We start from the raw sequence: 19,530 nt of genomic DNA on the forward strand, positions 1-19,530 counted from the left end.
CCGCTTTGCTACTTCCTGACTTCTATTATTATCCATTTCATACATGGATTAAAAGACTATAAAAAGTTAATTTTCATTCGTTTCATTACCATCTGCTGCATCATCCGACGGCACATCCCCTGGCTGTATATCCTCCCAGACAGGTTCATCCTCAGGTTCTGTCTCGTTCTCAGCGTTATCAATGCCTGTATCATTATCGGTATTACCAGCAGTATTATTGCTGTCTTTGGGTGGTGCATCGTCACCGGCTGGAGTTTCATCCCCTGCTGTTACCGGAGGTTCTTCCTCCTTGGTACCAATCGTAACGTATCTTGGAGATGGATTATAAACACTTTTGTTAATTCTGGTACGGCTTACTTCTACACCATTCTCATAAACTACCTTATATAATTCAGCGGAATAACCGGTGTGTGCCGGCTGAGTCGTTAAACTATACGTAGTTGGTTTGGTCGGATCCTTGGTAACCACATCTGGTCCTGGTGACTTTTCATTCAGTACTACAGTCTCAAATTTAATCTTTCTGCCGCTATCATCTCTGGTTTCATCACCCCAGATATTAAATGTAATAGTTCTTCCAGAGGTATAGGCTTCAATCAGGATCGGGGCCTTGGTATCATTTTTAAACTTTAAATCCTTCCAGGTACCGGCAATAGCGGCATCTCTTGAAAGGTCGACATAACTAATCGTCATGGAATGAGGATACCGTTCTACTATATCCAGTTCAGAAAACAATACCGCATTGTACAAAGTCGTAGTTACCTGGCAGGCACCGCCGCCGATACTGTCAATAACTTTACCGTTGCTGTAAGCTCCGGCTTCATAATAACCGTTGCTCGTTGTAAAGGGAGTTAATTTATCATAAGCGGAAAAAACATCCCCGGGATATAACACTGTATTATTAATAAGTCTTGCACCATTAGCTAAATTACCTGCCCTGTTTTGGGAGGAAGTCGTATAAGTCGTCGAGAAGGTACCCAGTTTTGTCTTTACCTTTTCTACGTCTTCCGTAGTATATTTTGGTTGATCGTCCTCCACCACTGCTGACAGGGTAATATCTTCGCGATTCCAGCCGTCTGAAAGAGAGTTATCAATTTCCTCCACGGTCTTATCTACATCCACTTTACGTCCGACTTTATGATCTGTATAGACAAACTGCCCATTCTGCCGCTTTACACTTGCATTCTTAGAAGGCTGGTCATACGCACTTAATTTGTCTTTTACGAATTTCTTTATTTTTTTATCATTAACATTAAATTCCAAATTATAAACCAGATTGGAGGCTTCTGTATCTTTAAGCTCCTTATACCGCTTAATCAGATTACCCGTCTTACCAATCATTACTGCCTGATTGATATAATCGTTGTCCTTTACATCATAACCCAGTTTGCTTAAGGAAATACTTTCCGTATCTTTGCCAATCTGAACATTTATTTTTTTAGATTTTAAATCTTCCACATAGTCTTTTACTGCCTGCTTTGCTTCCTCTGCTGTCATGCCGCCGATATGAATTGAATCTATATATACACCCTTGGTAATTGTCTCATCTTCCGATGCCGCAAATACCCTGGTGCTTATGGCAGTAGAAAACAAACATATTACAAATAATAATACAATTGTAACAAGATTTTTCTTCTTAGCCATGCCTTTTCCTCCTCTTTCATTCTATAAATATTAACTTTTACTTGCCAAATTTATTTTATCATAATCCTTTGATTTATCAAGTCAATAATTTCTGCCCTTGGGATTATCAGACTTTTGTCATAAAGTATATTCGCCTTCTTAGAACAAGCTTTGACAATTTAAGTGATATTATGTATATTAATATTAGGCAGAATGAAATTAATACATAATCGCACTTAATACGATAGGCACTACCATGGATAATACAATAATTAAAATAATTATAGTGGAAATAATTCTTTTTGTTTTTCTGCTTCCAAAATTCATGCTGATCACCATTACCTTTCACAGGAAGACCTGTGCTGTTGCCACGAATACATAGTTGAAAGAGGATGAATGTGGCTTTCCTTTCCTGATTTTTTTCTTTCAACTTACCTAAAATACCGGAGGTAGAAGATCAAGTGAAATTCCTTGGATTTCATATTGAATTCTTCCAATGTTAAGATTGATAAGATTCTTAACACCTGCCTCTATTATATCAACAGAAAGGATACTTTACCATGTTAATCGTAATAGGAACACTCCTGTTTATTTATATCCTGATTCAGACTTCCTCCGCCAATCAAAAGCGGAATCTCCAGAAAGCCAAAGACGCTTACTGGCAAAGAGAACGTAAGGCTAATTCAACCAGAAAGGTCGATCTGTCCGACCTAAACTACATCACCATACCGGTGGACTCCCTGCCTTTTGCCGAACCAGCGGAGGAGGAGCTGACAACTCTCCAAAACAACATTAAAAATCTGGCAAAAGCACCTATCTTAAATCTGACCGGATTATCCAACACCGACTTAAAGCTTACCTATGGTGTTGCAAATCTTACCTTTTTAACACAATGCGATAATAACTATACCCTGTTAGTACAAAATCTATCTAAGTGGGGTTCCTATCTCTACGACCATAATAAATGGAACGAAGCCGTTACCGTACTTGAATTTGGTATCAGGTGCAAGTCGGATATCAGTAAAAATTATATCCTTTTAGCACAACTATACAAAACTATGGAGGTTCCCGAAAAGATTGATGATTTAATCCAGTCTGCACAGGCTTTAGATTCCCTTACAAAAGAGAATATCCTGAAATCCCTGAAAGAAATCAAGATGTCTTATTATTTATAATCTGTACTGTTTAGTATGTTTCAATCCGCACATTATAATTCATGGACATCAGATTATTCTGCCTTTTTCCAGAATAATTTTATCAATCATTTTGGAGGCTTCACTCTGAGTTAAGGAATCCATTGCTTGTATACCCTCTATCTTATGATATTTTATTAAATCAATCAAGTAATTTTTTTGTTTATTTGTAATTGATTGGATTTTCTTTACTTTATACCACAGAGGTTTCGGTTTGAAAACTTCTGGTTTGACTTTGAAAAATTCATTGCATAGATTTACATACAATAGTGCTGTCGCCTTTGCATCGTCATATGCCCGGTGTGCATTGTCATTGATAATATGATAATGCCCGCACATGTTTCCAAGGCTTTTGCTCTCAAGCTGGGGTAAAAGCTTTCTGCTTAGTTCCAGGGTATCAATTCCAAACTTTTCGAATGGGACCTGCTGCAATTTCGCTGCTGTTTTAATAAAACTGTAGTCAAAACTAATATTATGACCCATAACAATATATTCCCCGGTAAAGTCGATAAAGCGTCTCACCACAGCTTCCTGGGTATCGGCCTCCTTAACCATCTCATCCGTAATTCCGGTGAGCCTTACAATATGTCCAGGCAGCTTCATTCCAGGATTTATGAATTCTTTAAAGCTTTCAACTATTTTACCATCTTTCACCTTTAAGGCCCCTATTTCAATGATCTTATCCGTTACTGGACTAAGTCCCGTGGTTTCTATATCAAAACAGATGAAAGTAGTAACCCGTTCCTTTAGGATGTTTTCCTTCATGTACTCTTTCCTTCCCATTTGCACAGGGAGTATAAAAAGCATTCACTGCATTTGGGATTTCTGGCAGTACAGATTGACCTGCCATGGGCAATAATCTGCAGATTATATAATATCCAGTGATCCTTTGGTAACAGTTCCATTAATTCAAATTCTATTTTTTCCGGATCTTCTGATTTGGTAAATCCTAATTTACCCGATATCCGCTTAACGTGGGTATCCACCACAATACTGGGTTCCTTATAAATATTTCCGCGGATTACATTGGCAGTTTTTCTTCCCACTCCTGCTAACTTGGTTAATGCTTCCATATCCCTTGGCACTTCACCCCCATGTTCCTTTATAAGGGTTTTGGCACATTCGATTATGTTCTTAGCTTTATTATGATAAAAGCCTGTAGAATGGATATCTTGTTCCAGTTCCTTAAGATCCGCATCAGCGAAATCCTTAAGAGTTTTATATTTTACGAATAAATCTTTGGTTACCAGATTTACTCTTTCATCCGTACACTGGGCACTCATTATGGTGGCAAATAAAAGCTGCCAGGGTGTTTCATGGTTTAAGTAAGTTTTATGTTCCGTAGTATAATATTGATCAAGTAAAGCCAAAATCTGACCAATTCTTTCTCTTTCCACTTTTGTAATCCTTTTTCTCGGCACGTCTGTCCCCTTTTCTATTACAGCCCGGTCAATGATATAAACTCATTAGGGCTTAGATTTAATTCCAATAATGTTCCATGTCAGGTTTTACTGCCAATCTATAAATGCTGTCATTAAATTTACGATCACTTTTATTAAATATACTATCACTATTATTGTATATACTATTACTATTGTTAAGATAATTTTACAGGAATTGTCCTGGCCTGAGAATTTAAATGACCTCTATGCAGATAATCATATAAAAGGCATTGATCCTCTTTCACTGTTATCCCTGTCTCTGCTGTTTTCATTACATCCAAATCATAATGTTCCAGATGTAAGTATGGTTTTATCTGCTCAATCTGAATATCCATTACGCTTTGCGGCATATATTCCCTGATTTTTTGTTCATTGGTATAAAAATCCCTGAACTGCTTTTTATACCGTTCATACTCCTTTGCAAAGGGTGGTCGGCTTTTCATATTTTCCCTTAAATATAAGTCATGGACCAATATGTTACGAAAGGCCTCCAAGTCAATCTCAACAGCAATGTCGTTGTTCTTCTCTTTTATGGTATCTTTATTGTTTTCATTACCTTTATTATTTTCATTACCTATATTGTTTTCATTGTCTGTATTGTCTTCATTGTCTTTATTGTATTCATTACCTATATTATTTTCATTGCCTATATTGTTTTCATTGTCTGTATTGTTTTCATTGCCTTTATTATTTTCATTGCCTATATCGTTTATATCGTCTTTTTTATCTTTGATTAAAGTCTGAGCCTTTTCTGAGTTCAGATTGTTCTCTGTATTCAAATCCTTCTCTGTGTTCAAATCGTTTTCTGAGTTCAGATCGTTTTCTGTGTTCAATTCGTTCTCTGGCTTCTTCTCATTTTCTTTCACTTCTGTCATAAAAGCAAGCAATATCTCATATCTTCTAAGTCTGGAGTGATTGATGCCATTGAAACCCTTCCGCTCATAATACCTGCCTAATTTATCATATAAATCAAAAGGAGTCAGAAAGAAATGTTCCATATAGGTAATTGCAGATACAAACTGACCGCTGTTATAATAGATTTCAACCATTTCTTCCACTGCCTTCAGCTTAAGTATATCATCATAACTTAACCATCTGGTGAACAGTACTTCGTAGGGAGGTATGCTTTGGTATTCAATTCCCCACTCCCTGCTCTGCCTGTGCATGGCGGAACCTTTTAGAACCTTAAGAAAACCCAATTGAAACTGGTCTGGTTTTAGGGCGTATACCTCATTAAATGACTTTTTAAAGGTATTCAGATCTTCATAGGGCAGCCCGGCAATTAAATCCAGATGTTCATGGATATTCCTTCCCATATGAATCTTGTCCACTGCCAGCTTTAGTTTATCCAGTTTCATCTGCCGTTCTATGGCTTTTACCGTATCCGGATTCGTAGACTGAACTCCGATTTCTAACTGTACCAGACCTTCTCTCATGGAACTTAGAATATCAAATTCTTCTTCCCCCAGAATATCTGCTGATATTTCAAAATGAAAATTGGTAACACCATTATCCTGTTCCTTAATATACCGCCAGATAGAAAGGGTATGACTTTTGTTACAGTTAAAAGTTCTGTCAACAAATTTGACCTGTGGAATCTTGTGGCTTAAAAAGAGATCCAGGTCCCTTTTAACAAGTTCAAAATCCCGCAGCCTTACCTTTTTATCTATGGAGGAGAGGCAGTAACTGCAGGAATATGGACAGCCTCTGCTGGTTTCATAATAAATAATTTTATTCTTAAAGTCCTCTAAGTTATCATAGGGAAAGGGCAGGCTGTTTAAATCAAACTCCGGTCGGAACGGGGTTTCTAAAACCTTATCTTTATCCCGGTAAACGATCCCTTTAATCGAATCAGGCTCACCCTTACCGGCTATATAATAATCTAACAGTTCCAAAAAAGTCTCTTCCCCTTCACCAGTCATAATGCCATCTAATTCTTTATGTGCTTCCATATGTTTTACGGCATCATAGGATACTTCGGGACCTCCCAGCCAAAGCTTTGTCTCCGGTAAAAGCTTTCTCAGTTCGACACACAGCTGTTTAATTATGCCGATATTCCAGATGTAACAGGAGAAACCTATAAAGTCTGGCTTTTCCTTGTAAATAGCCTGTAATATGTCATCGGTATAATTATTTATAGTAAACTCTGCAATCTGAATCTGTTCACGGTAAGGTTTTGCATATGCCTTAAGACAGTAAACGGCAAGATTGGAATGGATATATTTCGCATTGATGGCGGTAAGTAATATTTTCACGTAGTGCTCCAGTCCGTGTAAGTACACATTTATTGTTACGATTCTATTTTAGCATAGTTTCCGTAAAAATAAAAGGAAAGAGGCAATTTAAAAAATCTTATAACTCGGTTTTTCTTCCCCCAGCAAAAAATATTTCAGATAATCGTCTAAAAGGATTGCCCCAAGGGATAAGAGAAACCAGATATTCGAATACAGCAGGCAGATCTGACCCATGAAATTATAAGGAAGCTTTGAGTAATCCCATACATTTAGCCCCAGCCAAACATTAACAATGAGACCTGCAATGAACTCTACTGCCGTTATGATAAAAGCCGAAATAACCATCTGGCTGATAATTGAGATTTTACGGGGAAAAATTTCATTTAACAGACCGATTAGTATAAAACAGATTCCGCCTGCAATTAACATGGATATATGGGAGAAGCCTCGGAATAGTAATTCCACGCCACAATAGGAATAACCACCGACAAAGAAAAGAAGAATATATTTGAGGGTTTTGTTATATAATTTGAGCATCTGTAATCTCCTTTTTAAGGTAGGTTTTGCGTTAAGGTATCAATCGGAAAGTTATTACCTACTCAGACATTTTTCAAATAGTATGCTCAAATTAATCGTTATTATAATAGAAATGAAATGCCAAAATTGGGCAGCAAAAAAGCGGGTGATGGGAATCGAACCCACGTATCTAGCTTGGAAGGCTAGTGTTCTACCATTGAACTACACCCGCATATAAATATTCAATTGCTTAAGTTAGAAAGTAATGCCGGCGACCGGAATCGAACCGGTACGGGAGATTAGTCCCGCAGGATTTTAAGTCCTGTGCGTCTGCCAGTTCCGCCACGCCGGCATCTGACTTAAGTTTGATTTCTTAATCAAATCTTTCTGACAAGGATGAATTATACCATACAAAAAACACGATTTCAAGTGTTTTTTTCAATTTTCGTAATTTTCGTAAAACGAAATATTACCAATCCGTGACTTTATGGACGGTGTGTCATTTTTGAGCGTAATGTCGTATAAACGCTTCAGATTGTATCCCTTAAATCCCTAGATTTCGTTCTCCTGTACATCCATAAATTTACAGCTCCCACTTATGAATCACTTTATGCTGATTGTTATTACTTTTGTAAGACCAAACTCAAATAAACTTAACAATAACTTACGCGTAATTAATTTACAACATTTTTTATAACAAGTGAGGAAACCGGGGGCATCGTAAGGCTTAGTATTCCCTTTTCCGTATGATAGATAACCGCATTCAACCGGTATTCTCCATTCTCTGTTTGGATCAGGCTGCTTAAGGTTTCCTCATCCCTTATGCCAATTTTCCAGACCTCAAGGTCTGCCGTAATTTCATAGTCATTATTATTGACTGCTATAACAAACTTATCTGCCAAATCAAATCTTCCAAAGCTGATAAACCCATGGCTTCCGTTTATAAACAGGAAGGAACCGGTACGCAGCACCTTATAGCTTTTATGGATTCTAATTATTTCTTTGTGAAACTCTAACAGTTCCTTATCTTCCCTGCCCCAGGGGTACGTTCTGCGGTTATCCGGATCCGTCCACCCGCACACCCCGGCTTCGTCGCCGTAATAAATAGTGGGTGCTCCAATCCAGGTCATCTGAACTGTCACAGCTGCCATAAAAATCCCTTTATTAACGCCTTCGTCAGCCGCCTCCGGTCCTAAACCGGCAGTTCTCCCAATCCTTTTATTGGTACGGGTCAAAAATCTGGAATGATCATGGTTAGATAGTTCATTAATAGCCGTCATAAGGGACGTAGTCTGGAATTCAGACATATGAAGCCTCATGGTATGAAAAAAGATATCCTCATTGTTAAGCAGTTCCTCTTTATAATCATCACTATGCTTTTCCATACCGGTGAAAAACCAGGTAAGGGGCTCCATAAATGCATCGTAATTCATAACCGTATCCCATTCCTCACCCATAAGCCAGTCTTTTGCACTGCCGTAATGCTCCGCGAATATAACCGCCTCTGGATTTGCCTCCTTAACCGCCTTTCTGAACTCCTTCCAGAACTGGTGGTTAAATTCCGCCGAGTATCCTAAATCCGCCGCCACATCAAGCCTCCAGCCGTCGCAGTTAAAGGGCGGCGATACCCATTTTCTTGCAATCTTCATCATATACTCATATAACTTAGGAGAACCTTCATAGTTTAGTTTAGGCAGAGTATCATGCCCCCACCAGCCGTCATAGCTTTGATTATAAGGCCAATTCTCCTCCTTAAACCGGAAAAAGGAACGATAGGGACTATCCTCCTCCAGATATGCACCTTTTTGATATCCTGTAATCCCTTCATAAATCCCCTCTTTATCCAGCCATTTATTAAAAGAACCACAGTGGTTAAACACCCCGTCTAAAACCACCTTAATCCCCCGCTTATGAGCTTCCTCCACCAGTTTTATCAGCAGCCGGTTGCTTCCCCTTAAATTCTTTTTATTGGTGACCCGTTTCCGGTATTTTAAAGCCTTCCGATTATCTAACTCCCCCTCGGCAAGTACACCTTCTTCATCCTTTAAAATCATACCATAATGGGGGTCCACATAATCATAATCCTGGGTGTCATATTTATGGTTGGAGGGCGACACAAAGATAGGGTTCAGATAAACCGCTTCTATTCCAAGTTCTTTCAAATAATCCAGCTTCTTAATAACACCTGCTAAGTCTCCTCCGTAAAATTCTCTGACACCCATAGAAGCCGGATACTTATTCCAGTCTGTGATTCTTTCTACAGAACCCTTAATATAACTATATTCGTCATCAACCACATCATTGGTCTCGTCCCCGTTAAAAAACCGGTCCACAAAAATTTGATAATAAACTGCTCCTTTGGCCCAGTCCGGAGTTTTAAAACCAGGCGTAATAGCAAAATTAAACTCTCCCGGCAATTCTTCACTTACGCCCCACCGGTTATAAAACATAAGCTTATCACCGCAGACTATTTCAAAATAGTAGGATACCTTTTTATCCTCAAGCTGTACCTTAGCCTCATAGTAATCAAACAACTCATCCTGACTGACAACCTCCATCATCAGGGAAATCTCTCCACTGATATCCCTCTCGCCGGAAACATCCTTTTTCTCCGGTTTAATTTCCACTACCAGCCTGACCCCGTCTGCATTATCTCTGGCTGTCCGGAAGCGAATGGTCACAATATCATAAACTGACGGTTCGCAAGGCATCCGATAGCCTTTCGTCCCATCACTAAATAAAGCATTTTCATTAAGCATAAGTTATTGAATTTCCTTTCGTATCAGATTTTAAGGATCCAATAATAGATACACCTATTTTATAATAATAAGGTAAGAAACTCAACTAATTTAAGGAGAAGAACTGCTTCTCCGGCTTTCGTAAAATACCCTCTATGTTATTGTTTATATTACAAAGGTATGAATAGAATGTGGTTCAATCGCAGCAGAGAAAGACCGTTCTCCATCTTGAAAACAGAAGGTTCTGGTCTGGTTCATATTACTTCCAACTATAATTACCAGTCCTCCGTCTGTATTTTCAAATACGATGGAATTAGAGGCCCATCTTCCTTTTGTCTCCAATACCCTTGCACCTTTTTTAATATAATGGGAAAAATGCTTCATCAGATAAAATTCCGGCTGATAAGTTATCTTACCAGTGGTCTCATTTACCGTGACCAGGGAATTCTGTCTCCATCCCCATGTACTGATACCATCCTCTGGTAAAACCAAATTCCAGTAAATATAGCTTTCCACTCCGTGTCTAAAATAATGCCACATCTGACGGAAGATGTATTCCGCATGTTCCCAGCTGTTTTCACCATTGCCGCATTCACTTTCCGTCATCATATAACGCAGCTCGGGATAACTTAACACGGTCTGATCAATACTGTGTTTTCCGCCCCATTGAAAACCCAGACCGGTAATATACTTTCTTGCCTCCTCATCCCATAGTATAGTATTTTCAAACTGATCATAATACTCTGAAAAAGGAGCACTTCCTGGTCCCATCATAAAGTCAATAAAGGGACCATTAATGGTTCCTACCCAGATTTCTGTTTCCTGGCTGGTCTGTTCCACCACAGGTCCAAGATAATCCTTTATAAAGTCCCGCATTTGCTCCCCAGTCCAAAGACAGGAAGGGAATTTTTGATCTGCCATAGGTTCATTCTGGATATGAAGCTGTCTGATTTCAATTCCCTCTTTCTTATATTCTGTTACGAATTTTACAAGATAATTGGCATAGGACATAAGAACCTTATCCTCCATCCTAAGGGTTCCGTAATTATAAACCTTTTTCGTTTTCATCCAGGTAGGAGGGCTCCAGGGTGAAGCAAACATCATAAGCTCCGGCTGTCTTTTCGCTGCCTCTTTGATAAAAGGAATCGTATATTGTTTATCCCGTTCTATGGTAAAGTGTTCCAGTTCATAATCCTCTTCTGTTTCATCACAACTGTACCACTTAAGGCTGAAATCATTGGCTCCAACTGGTACCCTCCCAATCCTAAAACCTGAATTCTCTTCGAGGAAAAACTCATCTAAGACAGTTTTTTGTTCTGCCTTGCTTACCTTTTTCAGTGCTTCCCAGCCAATCTCATTAAAGCAGCCGCCAAAGCCGGTAATGGATTGATTCTTTTTGCCAGTAAGACTTAACGTGTCTTTCCCTGCTTCTTCCATTATGGTTCCAGCCTGCCAGCAATTATTTTCTGTACTTACCATATGTATAACCTTCATAACGTTTTACCTCCACATATTAGTATACCACTTCGAGTTTTAATCACTTCGGGATTTTAACACTTAAATCTTAGTATGACACCTAAAGTTATGACATTGTATATTTTATGATCCATCGCAATACAGCTTCCCTACTCTCTATAATTAATTGCCAATTTTGAATAAAAATCCTCCAGTGTAAATCTTGCATCCAGGGAATGATATACCCGGATGGGACGATTATTCTGCTTATGAAGGTAAAACATCTCTTTTGAAAATAGGGGGGCAGGAACCCATTCGTAATTTCCCCGGTTATTTTCTTCCAGGAGCACCGTTACTGTTCCCTGGTCCCCCAGCCCCCAGCTTTCGCCGTGAGGCCAGCTTTGAAAGAAATGCATTCTATTATTAAAATCTACCATCTGACGGAACAGATAATCCCCTATTTTACCGCAGGGCTGTACCCGGTACTGAAGTTCAGCCAGAGAGACCTCCATCTGCTTATAGACATTCTCCGGTATCTGCCATAGCGGCATATCAGAAGCAAATACCGTATTTGCCGCAGGAATGTCCTGAAAAAGATTAAATTCAAAACCGCCGCTGGGATAGGTGCCGCCGCCAATCCATACTGCTGTCATTCTCTTACAGATTTCCGGCTCCTTTAATATTGCTGCTGCCAGATCTGTAAGACAGCCTTGAAATACTGCATATAGTGGGGTTTCGTCCTCCCTCATAGCTTCCTGTATAATAAAATCTGCTCCTTCTGAGGGAATAAGTTCCTTCTCCTCACGCATTGCTCTTGACGCTCCTTTTAATACCTTATCTTTATATTCCTCCCAAAGACCCATATACTCCAACACCTTGATTATCTCGTCATAACTTGCCTGGGTGGTCTGTCCTTCTCCATAAATCATGTGATTAGCCTCAAAATGACCGGCAATAATACCTTTTACCATAAACTGAGGAGTCATAAGATGATGCGCTAAGGCAAACTGATCGTCAGCTTCATTTTTACAATCCGTATGTACGATTACACGGATTTTTTTGTTTTCAGGAACCTGGTACATATATTTAAGCATATTAACCTCTATTCTTGCGCACGCTCTTTGCGCATACCAAGTTTGTGGTGCGCAAGCACAAACTTGCGGTTGAAAAATTAATTTTCAACCTAGTCTACATTCCGCTGCCAGACAGCAGCATTTTCATTCGTTATTCCATAAATACTCCGGTAATCCTTCGGAGTCATTCCAACACGTTCTTTAAATATCTTTGTGAAGTAAGAAAAATTATCATAACCTACTTTAATCGCCACCGAATTTACCGATTCATTGGTTTTTTCCAGATATTCTTTTGCTATGGTAATCCGCTTTCCGGTGATATAGTTAACTATGGATTCACCAATCTCCTTCTTAAAAATCCGGGCGAGATAATCCTGGTTTAAATAAACCTTTTCTGCAAGAGCTTCCCTGGTCAATTCTTTATCCAGATTATTATCAATGTACTCCTTTACAGTCTGAATAATAGACTTATCGCTATCCGGACTCTTTAACATATTCATTATGATATCTATCATCTGACCGAGATCAGTTTTTGCATTGCCTACATTACGAATGGAATGATTAATCTGATCCGTATTAAATAAGGCCTCGCCAAAGGCATCTGAGTGAATACCATTTTCATTCAGAATATTCATTAACATGTGAATTACACCGGTGATAAATTTCTTTAAGCTATCCTTATCAAGATTGTTCCCTTGATTCTGGCGGTCTAAATAATTTGCCACCTCCTTTTTAACAGTTTCAAATTGTCCGCTTTTTATAAAATTCTTCCATAATCTGAAATCCGGCAGGATAACGTTCACGGACTGTTTCCGGTAATTCTTTAATACGGTAACTGTCCCATATTCCACCAGTCTGCTATTCATAACGTTGAAAAAATCTGCTACTTCCCGGGAAAGCTGTTCCAGGGCAGAAATAGTACCAATCGTAACACCACAAGTAATTTCCAGCTTTTTTTCTGTCTTTTTTAATAAATTTTCTGAGAGTCCCTTAATGAAGTCCTCACCCATAAGGCTGTCATCTATTTGAATCAGTACCAAAAACTCATCTGTGTTCCGCTTTATTACTGTTTCTGCCAGGGTTTTGTCCGTAGTATAAGCTTCGGCAATTAAATTGTTAAGGGTCCATTCAAACATGCCTTTTCCATTGTCACTGCCAGGAATACACTTGCTTAAATCACACCAGACTATGACCGGGAGAAATAACTGTTCCAAGCGGTACTTAAGGTCATAAGCTTTCATATCCGGTTCTCTGCGATTTATTAGTAAATCATAAAAAAACTGTTCCTTTCTCATTTTTATGGATGTGGTCCAGTATTCATAATATTTCTCATGATTTACCAGGCTTAACGCCCGCTTTTCTTCCTGGATGGCTCCAAGTATTAATTCTTCCAACTGTCCGTAATCAATTGGTTTCAGTGCATAGGCATAACAACCAAACTTTATAGCCTCTGTAGCATATTTAAATTCTGCGTAACTAGTCAGTAATATTTCTTTGATAATATAGTTTTTTTCCCTGATCCACTTTAATAATTCAAAGCCATTTTCCTTGGGCATTTCAATATCACAGATTAGTATCTGAATTGGTATATCTTCTATGATTTTCTTTGCCCTGTTAACACTTGGCGCAGTATAGATATTATCAATCCCTATTGTTTTCCAATCAAGAGTTTTACGCAGCGCCTCCAACACATAAGCATCATCATCCACAAGTAATATATTCAAAAATACCTTCCCCTTCCTGAATTCCTGCGATTGTAGTAATTGTATTTTAATTTATACCATGTTAAAGGTTATCTTTTTCCGTTAATGGAAATCTGATTTCAACTCCTGCACCACCTCTGTCGCAGTTATAAAAACGGATCGCGGCTCCTCTACCAAATTTAAGCTTCATTCGTGATACTGCATTCATAATACCAATTTGCTTTTCTCCATTGCTGATATCAATTCCATTCTGAAGTTTATATAATATTTCTTCCTTGAAACCTTCTCCGGTATCTTCAATGGTAATCACCGCTTCTTCTCCTATTGTTCCCGTAATAGATAAAACAATGTCATCCTCCCAGTTAATGGTATGCTTTAAGGAATTTTCCACGAAGGTCTGAAGTACCAGCGGTGGAAGAGACAATTCTAATATCCTCTCATCCATTGTGATGTGAGATTCAAAGCAGTCACCGTATCGTATTTTTTGTATTTCAAGATATTTTTTTATATGCTCTAATTCGTCTTTTACTGTTGCAAAACCGTCACGGCATTTAAAGATATATCTTAGATACTCTGAAACACAGTTGGATAATCTCTGGATTTCTTTATATTGTTCCATCTGAGCCATATTGTAAATAATATTTAAGCAATTAAGGTAAAAATGCGGTTCAATCTGCAAGGTTAAAAAGTCCATATTGGTTTTTTGCTGTTCCAGTGTTTTTTCATAAATATTGATTTTTAAACCTTTAATCCTTTCAACCATTTCAGACATGAGCCTGCTGGCATTACCGAGTTCATTAATCTGGTAATGAGTAGCTACATCATAAACCTCATCATTTTTTAAGGTTTCCAGATTCCTATTAAAGGTTTGGATGGGTTTTAGAATCGTTTTGTTGACGAACCGCAAAATGTAGAGAACCACAATTACAATTGCAATCAATATCAGCACCAGTACAAGCTGTATCCAAAAGGTTTTCAGAATACTGTTATAATTATGGATTACCATAATAATATGAGTGCCCTCCTTAACCTTCTCTTTAACCACAAGCATCTGTTTTAGTAGGCTTTTTCTTAAAGTACCGGTGATTTCCTCTGAAGCAGTAATCTTATCCTTTGCTAATTCCTTAGCACTAAAATAAGCCCGGTCGCTGTTATCTGTTACAGCAATATAATAATCTTCTCCATAAAAATCAGATTGTATGGAATCTACTACTTCTTTCAAGTCAATATAGGCTAACATATATCGCCCGTTATTGCTGATTATATCCGTAAGATAATAAGCCTTACCAAGTTTCGCTATATTCCAGTTACTTTTATAGTCCTGATTATTAATCTTAGTTATAATATCATTTTGCACCGTTCTCCACAAATCATATTCTGCATTATTATCCGCATCATTTATGATTATCCCGTTATTGGGAAAATAAAGAGCATAATGTACGGGGTAGGGTAAATCCTTTGACCAGTTCGTTATCATACCTTTAATTCTTACAGTTATATTTATTTTATTGATTCGATTCTTAGCCGTATCTGCAACAAAAAGCGTATCCAAATCCCTGTCATATCCAACCTCTGATAACATCATGGAATGGATACCTGATAAGGTGTCTGAAAAATTATCCACATCGGTTGAAAACCGGTTGATAATAGACTCCATAGAGCTTTTGGTCAGCTGATGGATTGCATAAAAGGCGACTAAAAAGTTTAATAAAACCATGATAGCCAGAGTAATTTCAATCCATCTTATAACATTGGAAAAATTGTATTTTTTAATAAAGCAACCCACCCTTTCCTTCTCTGGTACTGCCAGCATAAATAACACTTTATTTTGCACCCCGTTATTTAGGATGGCTGTACGAGTCAGTTATTGTTGTTTGGTTATCCAGGCATCTAACTGCTTTTGCTTTATATCTATTACTTTTTGCAGTCCGGCATCATATAATGCCTGATTAAAGACAGGGATTGCCTCCTCTGGATTTATCGCTCCAAAACCAATTGCGTCATACCATTCATTCTTTACATTATTCAGTGCGGTTAACAAATCTTTTACACCGGAAGGATCATAGTTAAACCCCAACGCTCTGGAATGTTTTGCGGCAGCAATATAGTTTCTTTGTTCGCTCCATTTTGCAGCTGTTTCTCCTTCCCATACATAGGCAAGTTCCTGATTGGGCAGCTGCCATCCAATATTCATGCAATAGCCCGTGTTGCCTGGAGTTACACCGTCCGCATAATTAATTACCTTATTCACCGAGTCGACAACCTTATAATGTTTATCTTCAATACCCCAGTTAAGAAGATTCATAATCTCAGGACTCCCATACATATAATCAAGGACTTTAAAGGCTATTTCCGTATTTCGTGAGTTCTTCGCAATTCCCCAAGTAAAGAAATTTACGGAAAAGGAGGTAATATACGCATCCCCAAATAAAGGTGCTACAGCAAGGTCATAACCGGTGCTTAATTCATCCTGTTCGGCAGCTCCTGCTTTTAAAGGCGTAAAGTACGAAAATACCGTTCCAGATTTCATTTGATTTATGGTGGTCTCTGTTGTAGTGGCTCCATCCTTGGTTAAATACCCCTTTTGATTCCAGTTATATATTAATTTTGCAAAGGTTTTAAATTCCTCCGTTTCATATAGGTTAACAACCCGGGTGCTCTGACCATAATCCATTAATACGCCAAAACCATCAAGGAGATTATCACACACCTCCCACCGGAATAAAGGTGTACCGGCTGCACAGCTGGCTAACATAGTCATATCAGGATATCGTTCTTTTATCTTTTTATATGCTTCCCCTAATTGCTCTAAATTGGTGATATCCGTACAGACATTACCATCTATGGCATATCCAAACTCTTTTAATAAATCAGCCCTCATAATAACACCTTCCCAGGTAATTTGTTCCCTTTTTGTTGTTACCCCATAAGTAAAATCTCCAATCCTGGGGACATTAAGAAATTCCTGGTCAACCGCAGCTTTAATATTAGTGCCATACCGTTTTATCAAATCGGTCAAATCAATTACCTGTCCGCCTGCAACATAATCTGAGGCATTAAAGATAACAATTGGTATAATATCAAGTTTCTCATCACCAGATAATGTTAATTGTATTTCCTGTTGATATCCTCCCCTGGAATAAGCCCTCAAATCAATACACGCATGTAATGCCGGTTCCAGAATTTTATTCACAGCTTCCTCAATCTGCACCTCATCTGCCTGAGTGTCTCCAATGTAGCCCATAACTACTGTATAGACCTGGTCTTTATCATCCGGTACAGTTTTATTCTTGGTATTACTATCAAAGGCAGAACTTTTATTATCATGTCCAGTAATGTCTGCACCTATTGTACGGGTGATGAAATATGCAATAAAAATAACCAGAACAAGGAAACCAAAAAGAAACTTTTTGTACATAACACCTCCATAATTCCACCTTTAAAAAGTATATCATAGCTTTATACAGGACAACTATTACGATACAGACTGTTCTCTATCACAATTCAGACTTTTTAATACCTAAAATAATTATATAGGATTGCCACCAGGTGACTTTTTGATACGAATACAATGATATGTATCTTCTTTGCCCGGATTTATAGATTCTAATAACTAAAAAACTTTAATTACATTATAGATTATCTGTAAGAGTTTTCAACTAAATTAATCAACCTTTGCAGTTATGCTTGTATTGGTATACTTGATAAAATCAGCAAGGAAAGTAATTAAGAAAGCATTGACTGCAATTTCAATTTAGAATCCGGACTGTTTTTAGCAAGTGCTTTTAAAGTTAATTTACTGGAAAGCTTGAGTGAATAGGAAAAGAGGCCTTGTACCAATGGTACAACCGACCTCTTTCCTATATTATTCCAGCTACTTATTTTTTATTTATTGCCCTGAAAGCCAAAGATCCAGCTGTTTCTGCTTTGCATCCATTATATCCTGAAGTCCGGCTGCATAGAGCGCGTCATTGAGTTGTTTAATGGTACTTTCCACATTTTCAGAACCGATACTGCCGGTATTTAATGCTGCACGGTAAGTATTAAGTGCATTATTTAAAGCTGTTAATTCTGTTGTATATTGGGTGCTGTCCCACATAAATCCAAAGGCTGGTGAAAGCTGTGCCCAATCATTGTGCTTCTTTAACTTATCCCAATAATCAGCAGCCTTCGTACCGTCATTCCAAACATATGAGATATATTGGTTACCCATGAACCAGCCTGTATTCTGATGATATTTATAATTTCCTCCGTCTTCCCCGTCTGCAAAGAAAATAGTACCATCATCAAGCATCTTATAGTTTGTATCTTTAATACCATACTGCCATAAATTCATTAACTCAGAATCAGAATATAATGCTGATATGAATTTAAATGCCATCTCCGGATCCGCACTATTAGTAGAAATACCTGTATTAAAGAAGTTTACATTGGTTGTAGACATACCGCCTTCTTTATGGGTATTAAAGTACATTGCATAACCTTCACAGCCGTTAGCGGATTCTGCTTCTGCAAGAAAACCAGGCTTAATAGCCGAAAGATAACTAAAGGTATTACCGGCTTTCATCATAGTTGCGCTACCCTGTGTATCTGTAGCAGCATCCTTATAGATAAACCCTTTATCATACCAGTCAGCTAACATCATTGCTGTCTTTTTATAAGTTTCGGTTTCAAATTTGTTGACTACCTTTGTGGAATTATGATCCGCTTCCCAATCAAGAGTTCCAAAGCCATCTATAAGGTCATCAAAGAAGGCAAAACGGGGTAATTGGTCTGTACTTGACATATATAGTGGTATCATATCCGGTTTAGCAGCCTTAACTTTGGCAAAAATATCTGCTGCCACGGACCAGTCATAAAAGGTTCCGTCAAATTCATCTTTATTATCAGTCAGACCGTATTCTTTGGTAATACCAAGCTCATCACAAATATCTTTTCTCATAAAAAGACCACCGAGTTCAACGGATTCTTTATTGGCAGGAAAACCATAGAGTACACCGTTCATGGTTCCTACATATGCATTGTCTTTTCCAAGGGCTTCTATGATTTTTTTACCATCCTCGGACTCCATCAGTTTCGTCATATCATAGATACCGCCCATTGCATTCCAGCTTGCTGCATTGGGATAGTAAACAGGAATAATATCAAGTGCATCACCGCCGGAGAACATAAGCTGAATGGTACTTTGATAATCTGCATACTGTAATGGAAGTAATTCCACTTCAATATGATAATTAGGTACCATATATGCATTTATGGCATCTTGTACTGCTGTACGGGCTGTATCATCCTGTTCATAAAATTCGATGTAAGAGAATACCAGATGATAAGGTTTTTCTTTGGTATATTCACCGACAGCCGTTTTTGTAACTGATGCATCACCGGTATTACCAGTTGATGACTGTTCTTTTGTACTTGTTTGTGTACTACTGTTATTGCCGGGGCTATTATCTGCTTTTTTCCCACAGCCCGATAACATGGTAACGAATACTGTAATAATAAGCACTAGTGATAAAATTCTTTTTTTCATAACATCCTCCTTTTTTATGTGAAATG

General features: G+C 38.1%; 13 protein-coding genes and 2 tRNA genes. 1 reads left to right on the top strand and 14 read right to left on the bottom strand.

The features are described 5' to 3' along the window. Positions 1–66: 66 nt before the first annotated feature. The gene (locus QA584_RS26760; protein ID WP_278272151.1) at positions 67–1,641 is read right to left on the bottom strand and encodes a VanW family protein; all 1,575 of its coding nucleotides are present in this window, start codon (positions 1,639–1,641) and stop codon (positions 67–69) included. Positions 1,642–2,180: 539 nt separating this feature from the next. Here QA584_RS26760 and QA584_RS26765 point away from each other — a divergent pair. Then, positions 2,181–2,795 carry a hypothetical protein gene (locus QA584_RS26765; protein ID WP_278272152.1) on the top strand — a complete coding sequence of 205 codons (615 nt, stop codon included), beginning with the start codon at positions 2,181–2,183 and terminating at the stop codon, positions 2,793–2,795. 48 nt (positions 2,796–2,843) lie between these two features. Here QA584_RS26765 and QA584_RS26770 read toward each other — a convergent pair whose 3' ends face one another. From QA584_RS26770 to QA584_RS26830, 13 genes are all read right to left on the bottom strand, one after another. Beyond that, a complete protein-coding gene (locus QA584_RS26770; protein WP_278272153.1) occupies positions 2,844–3,578 on the bottom strand; it encodes a 3'-5' exonuclease in 735 nt (244 codons plus the stop codon). Beyond that, on the bottom strand, positions 3,575–4,234 hold the full coding sequence (nth, locus tag QA584_RS26775) for an endonuclease III (RefSeq protein ID WP_278272154.1): 660 nt from the start codon (positions 4,232–4,234) through the stop codon (positions 3,575–3,577). The genes QA584_RS26770 and nth overlap by 4 nt, the downstream gene beginning before the upstream one ends. 176 nt (positions 4,235–4,410) lie before the next feature. Further along, positions 4,411–6,510: a B12-binding domain-containing radical SAM protein gene (locus QA584_RS26780; RefSeq protein WP_278272155.1), complete on the bottom strand. Its 2,100-nt coding sequence runs from the start codon at positions 6,508–6,510 to the stop codon at positions 4,411–4,413. Positions 6,511–6,597: 87 nt separating this feature from the next. Then, positions 6,598–7,026 carry a putative ABC transporter permease gene (locus QA584_RS26785; RefSeq protein WP_278272156.1) on the bottom strand — a complete coding sequence of 143 codons (429 nt, stop codon included), beginning with the start codon at positions 7,024–7,026 and terminating at the stop codon, positions 6,598–6,600. Positions 7,027–7,166: 140 nt separating this feature from the next. Further along, a tRNA-Gly gene (locus tag QA584_RS26790) sits at positions 7,167–7,237 on the bottom strand. 34 nt (positions 7,238–7,271) lie between these two features. Beyond that, a tRNA-Leu gene (locus QA584_RS26795) sits at positions 7,272–7,357 on the bottom strand. Positions 7,358–7,679: 322 nt separating this feature from the next. Further along, on the bottom strand, positions 7,680–9,764 hold the full coding sequence (locus QA584_RS26800; protein ID WP_278272157.1) for an alpha-glycosidase: 2,085 nt from the start codon (positions 9,762–9,764) through the stop codon (positions 7,680–7,682). A gap of 144 nt (positions 9,765–9,908) precedes the next feature. After that, positions 9,909–11,237 (bottom strand): glycoside hydrolase family 30 protein, encoded by a 1,329-nt coding sequence (locus tag QA584_RS26805; RefSeq protein WP_278272158.1) that lies wholly within the window; start codon positions 11,235–11,237, stop codon positions 9,909–9,911. 131 nt (positions 11,238–11,368) lie between these two features. Continuing rightward, entirely contained in the window at positions 11,369–12,292 is a 924-nt protein-coding gene (locus QA584_RS26810; RefSeq protein WP_278272159.1) for a nucleoside hydrolase, read from the bottom strand. Positions 12,293–12,381: 89 nt separating this feature from the next. Then, positions 12,382–13,995 carry a response regulator transcription factor gene (locus QA584_RS26815; RefSeq protein WP_278272160.1) on the bottom strand — a complete coding sequence of 538 codons (1,614 nt, stop codon included), beginning with the start codon at positions 13,993–13,995 and terminating at the stop codon, positions 12,382–12,384. A gap of 61 nt (positions 13,996–14,056) precedes the next feature. After that, positions 14,057–15,787: a sensor histidine kinase gene (locus tag QA584_RS26820; protein WP_278275241.1), complete on the bottom strand. Its 1,731-nt coding sequence runs from the start codon at positions 15,785–15,787 to the stop codon at positions 14,057–14,059. 51 nt (positions 15,788–15,838) lie between these two features. Next, positions 15,839–17,392, bottom strand: coding sequence for an ABC transporter substrate-binding protein (locus QA584_RS26825; protein WP_278272161.1), 1,554 nt, complete (start codon positions 17,390–17,392; stop codon positions 15,839–15,841). A gap of 471 nt (positions 17,393–17,863) precedes the next feature. Next, positions 17,864–19,504, bottom strand: coding sequence for an ABC transporter substrate-binding protein (locus QA584_RS26830; protein WP_278272162.1), 1,641 nt, complete (start codon positions 19,502–19,504; stop codon positions 17,864–17,866). Between the last annotated feature and the right edge of the window lie 26 nt (positions 19,505–19,530).

Origin of the sequence: Anaerocolumna sp. AGMB13025, assembly GCF_029689925.1 — a bacterium.
Lineage (GTDB): Bacteria > Bacillota > Clostridia > Lachnospirales > Lachnospiraceae > Anaerocolumna.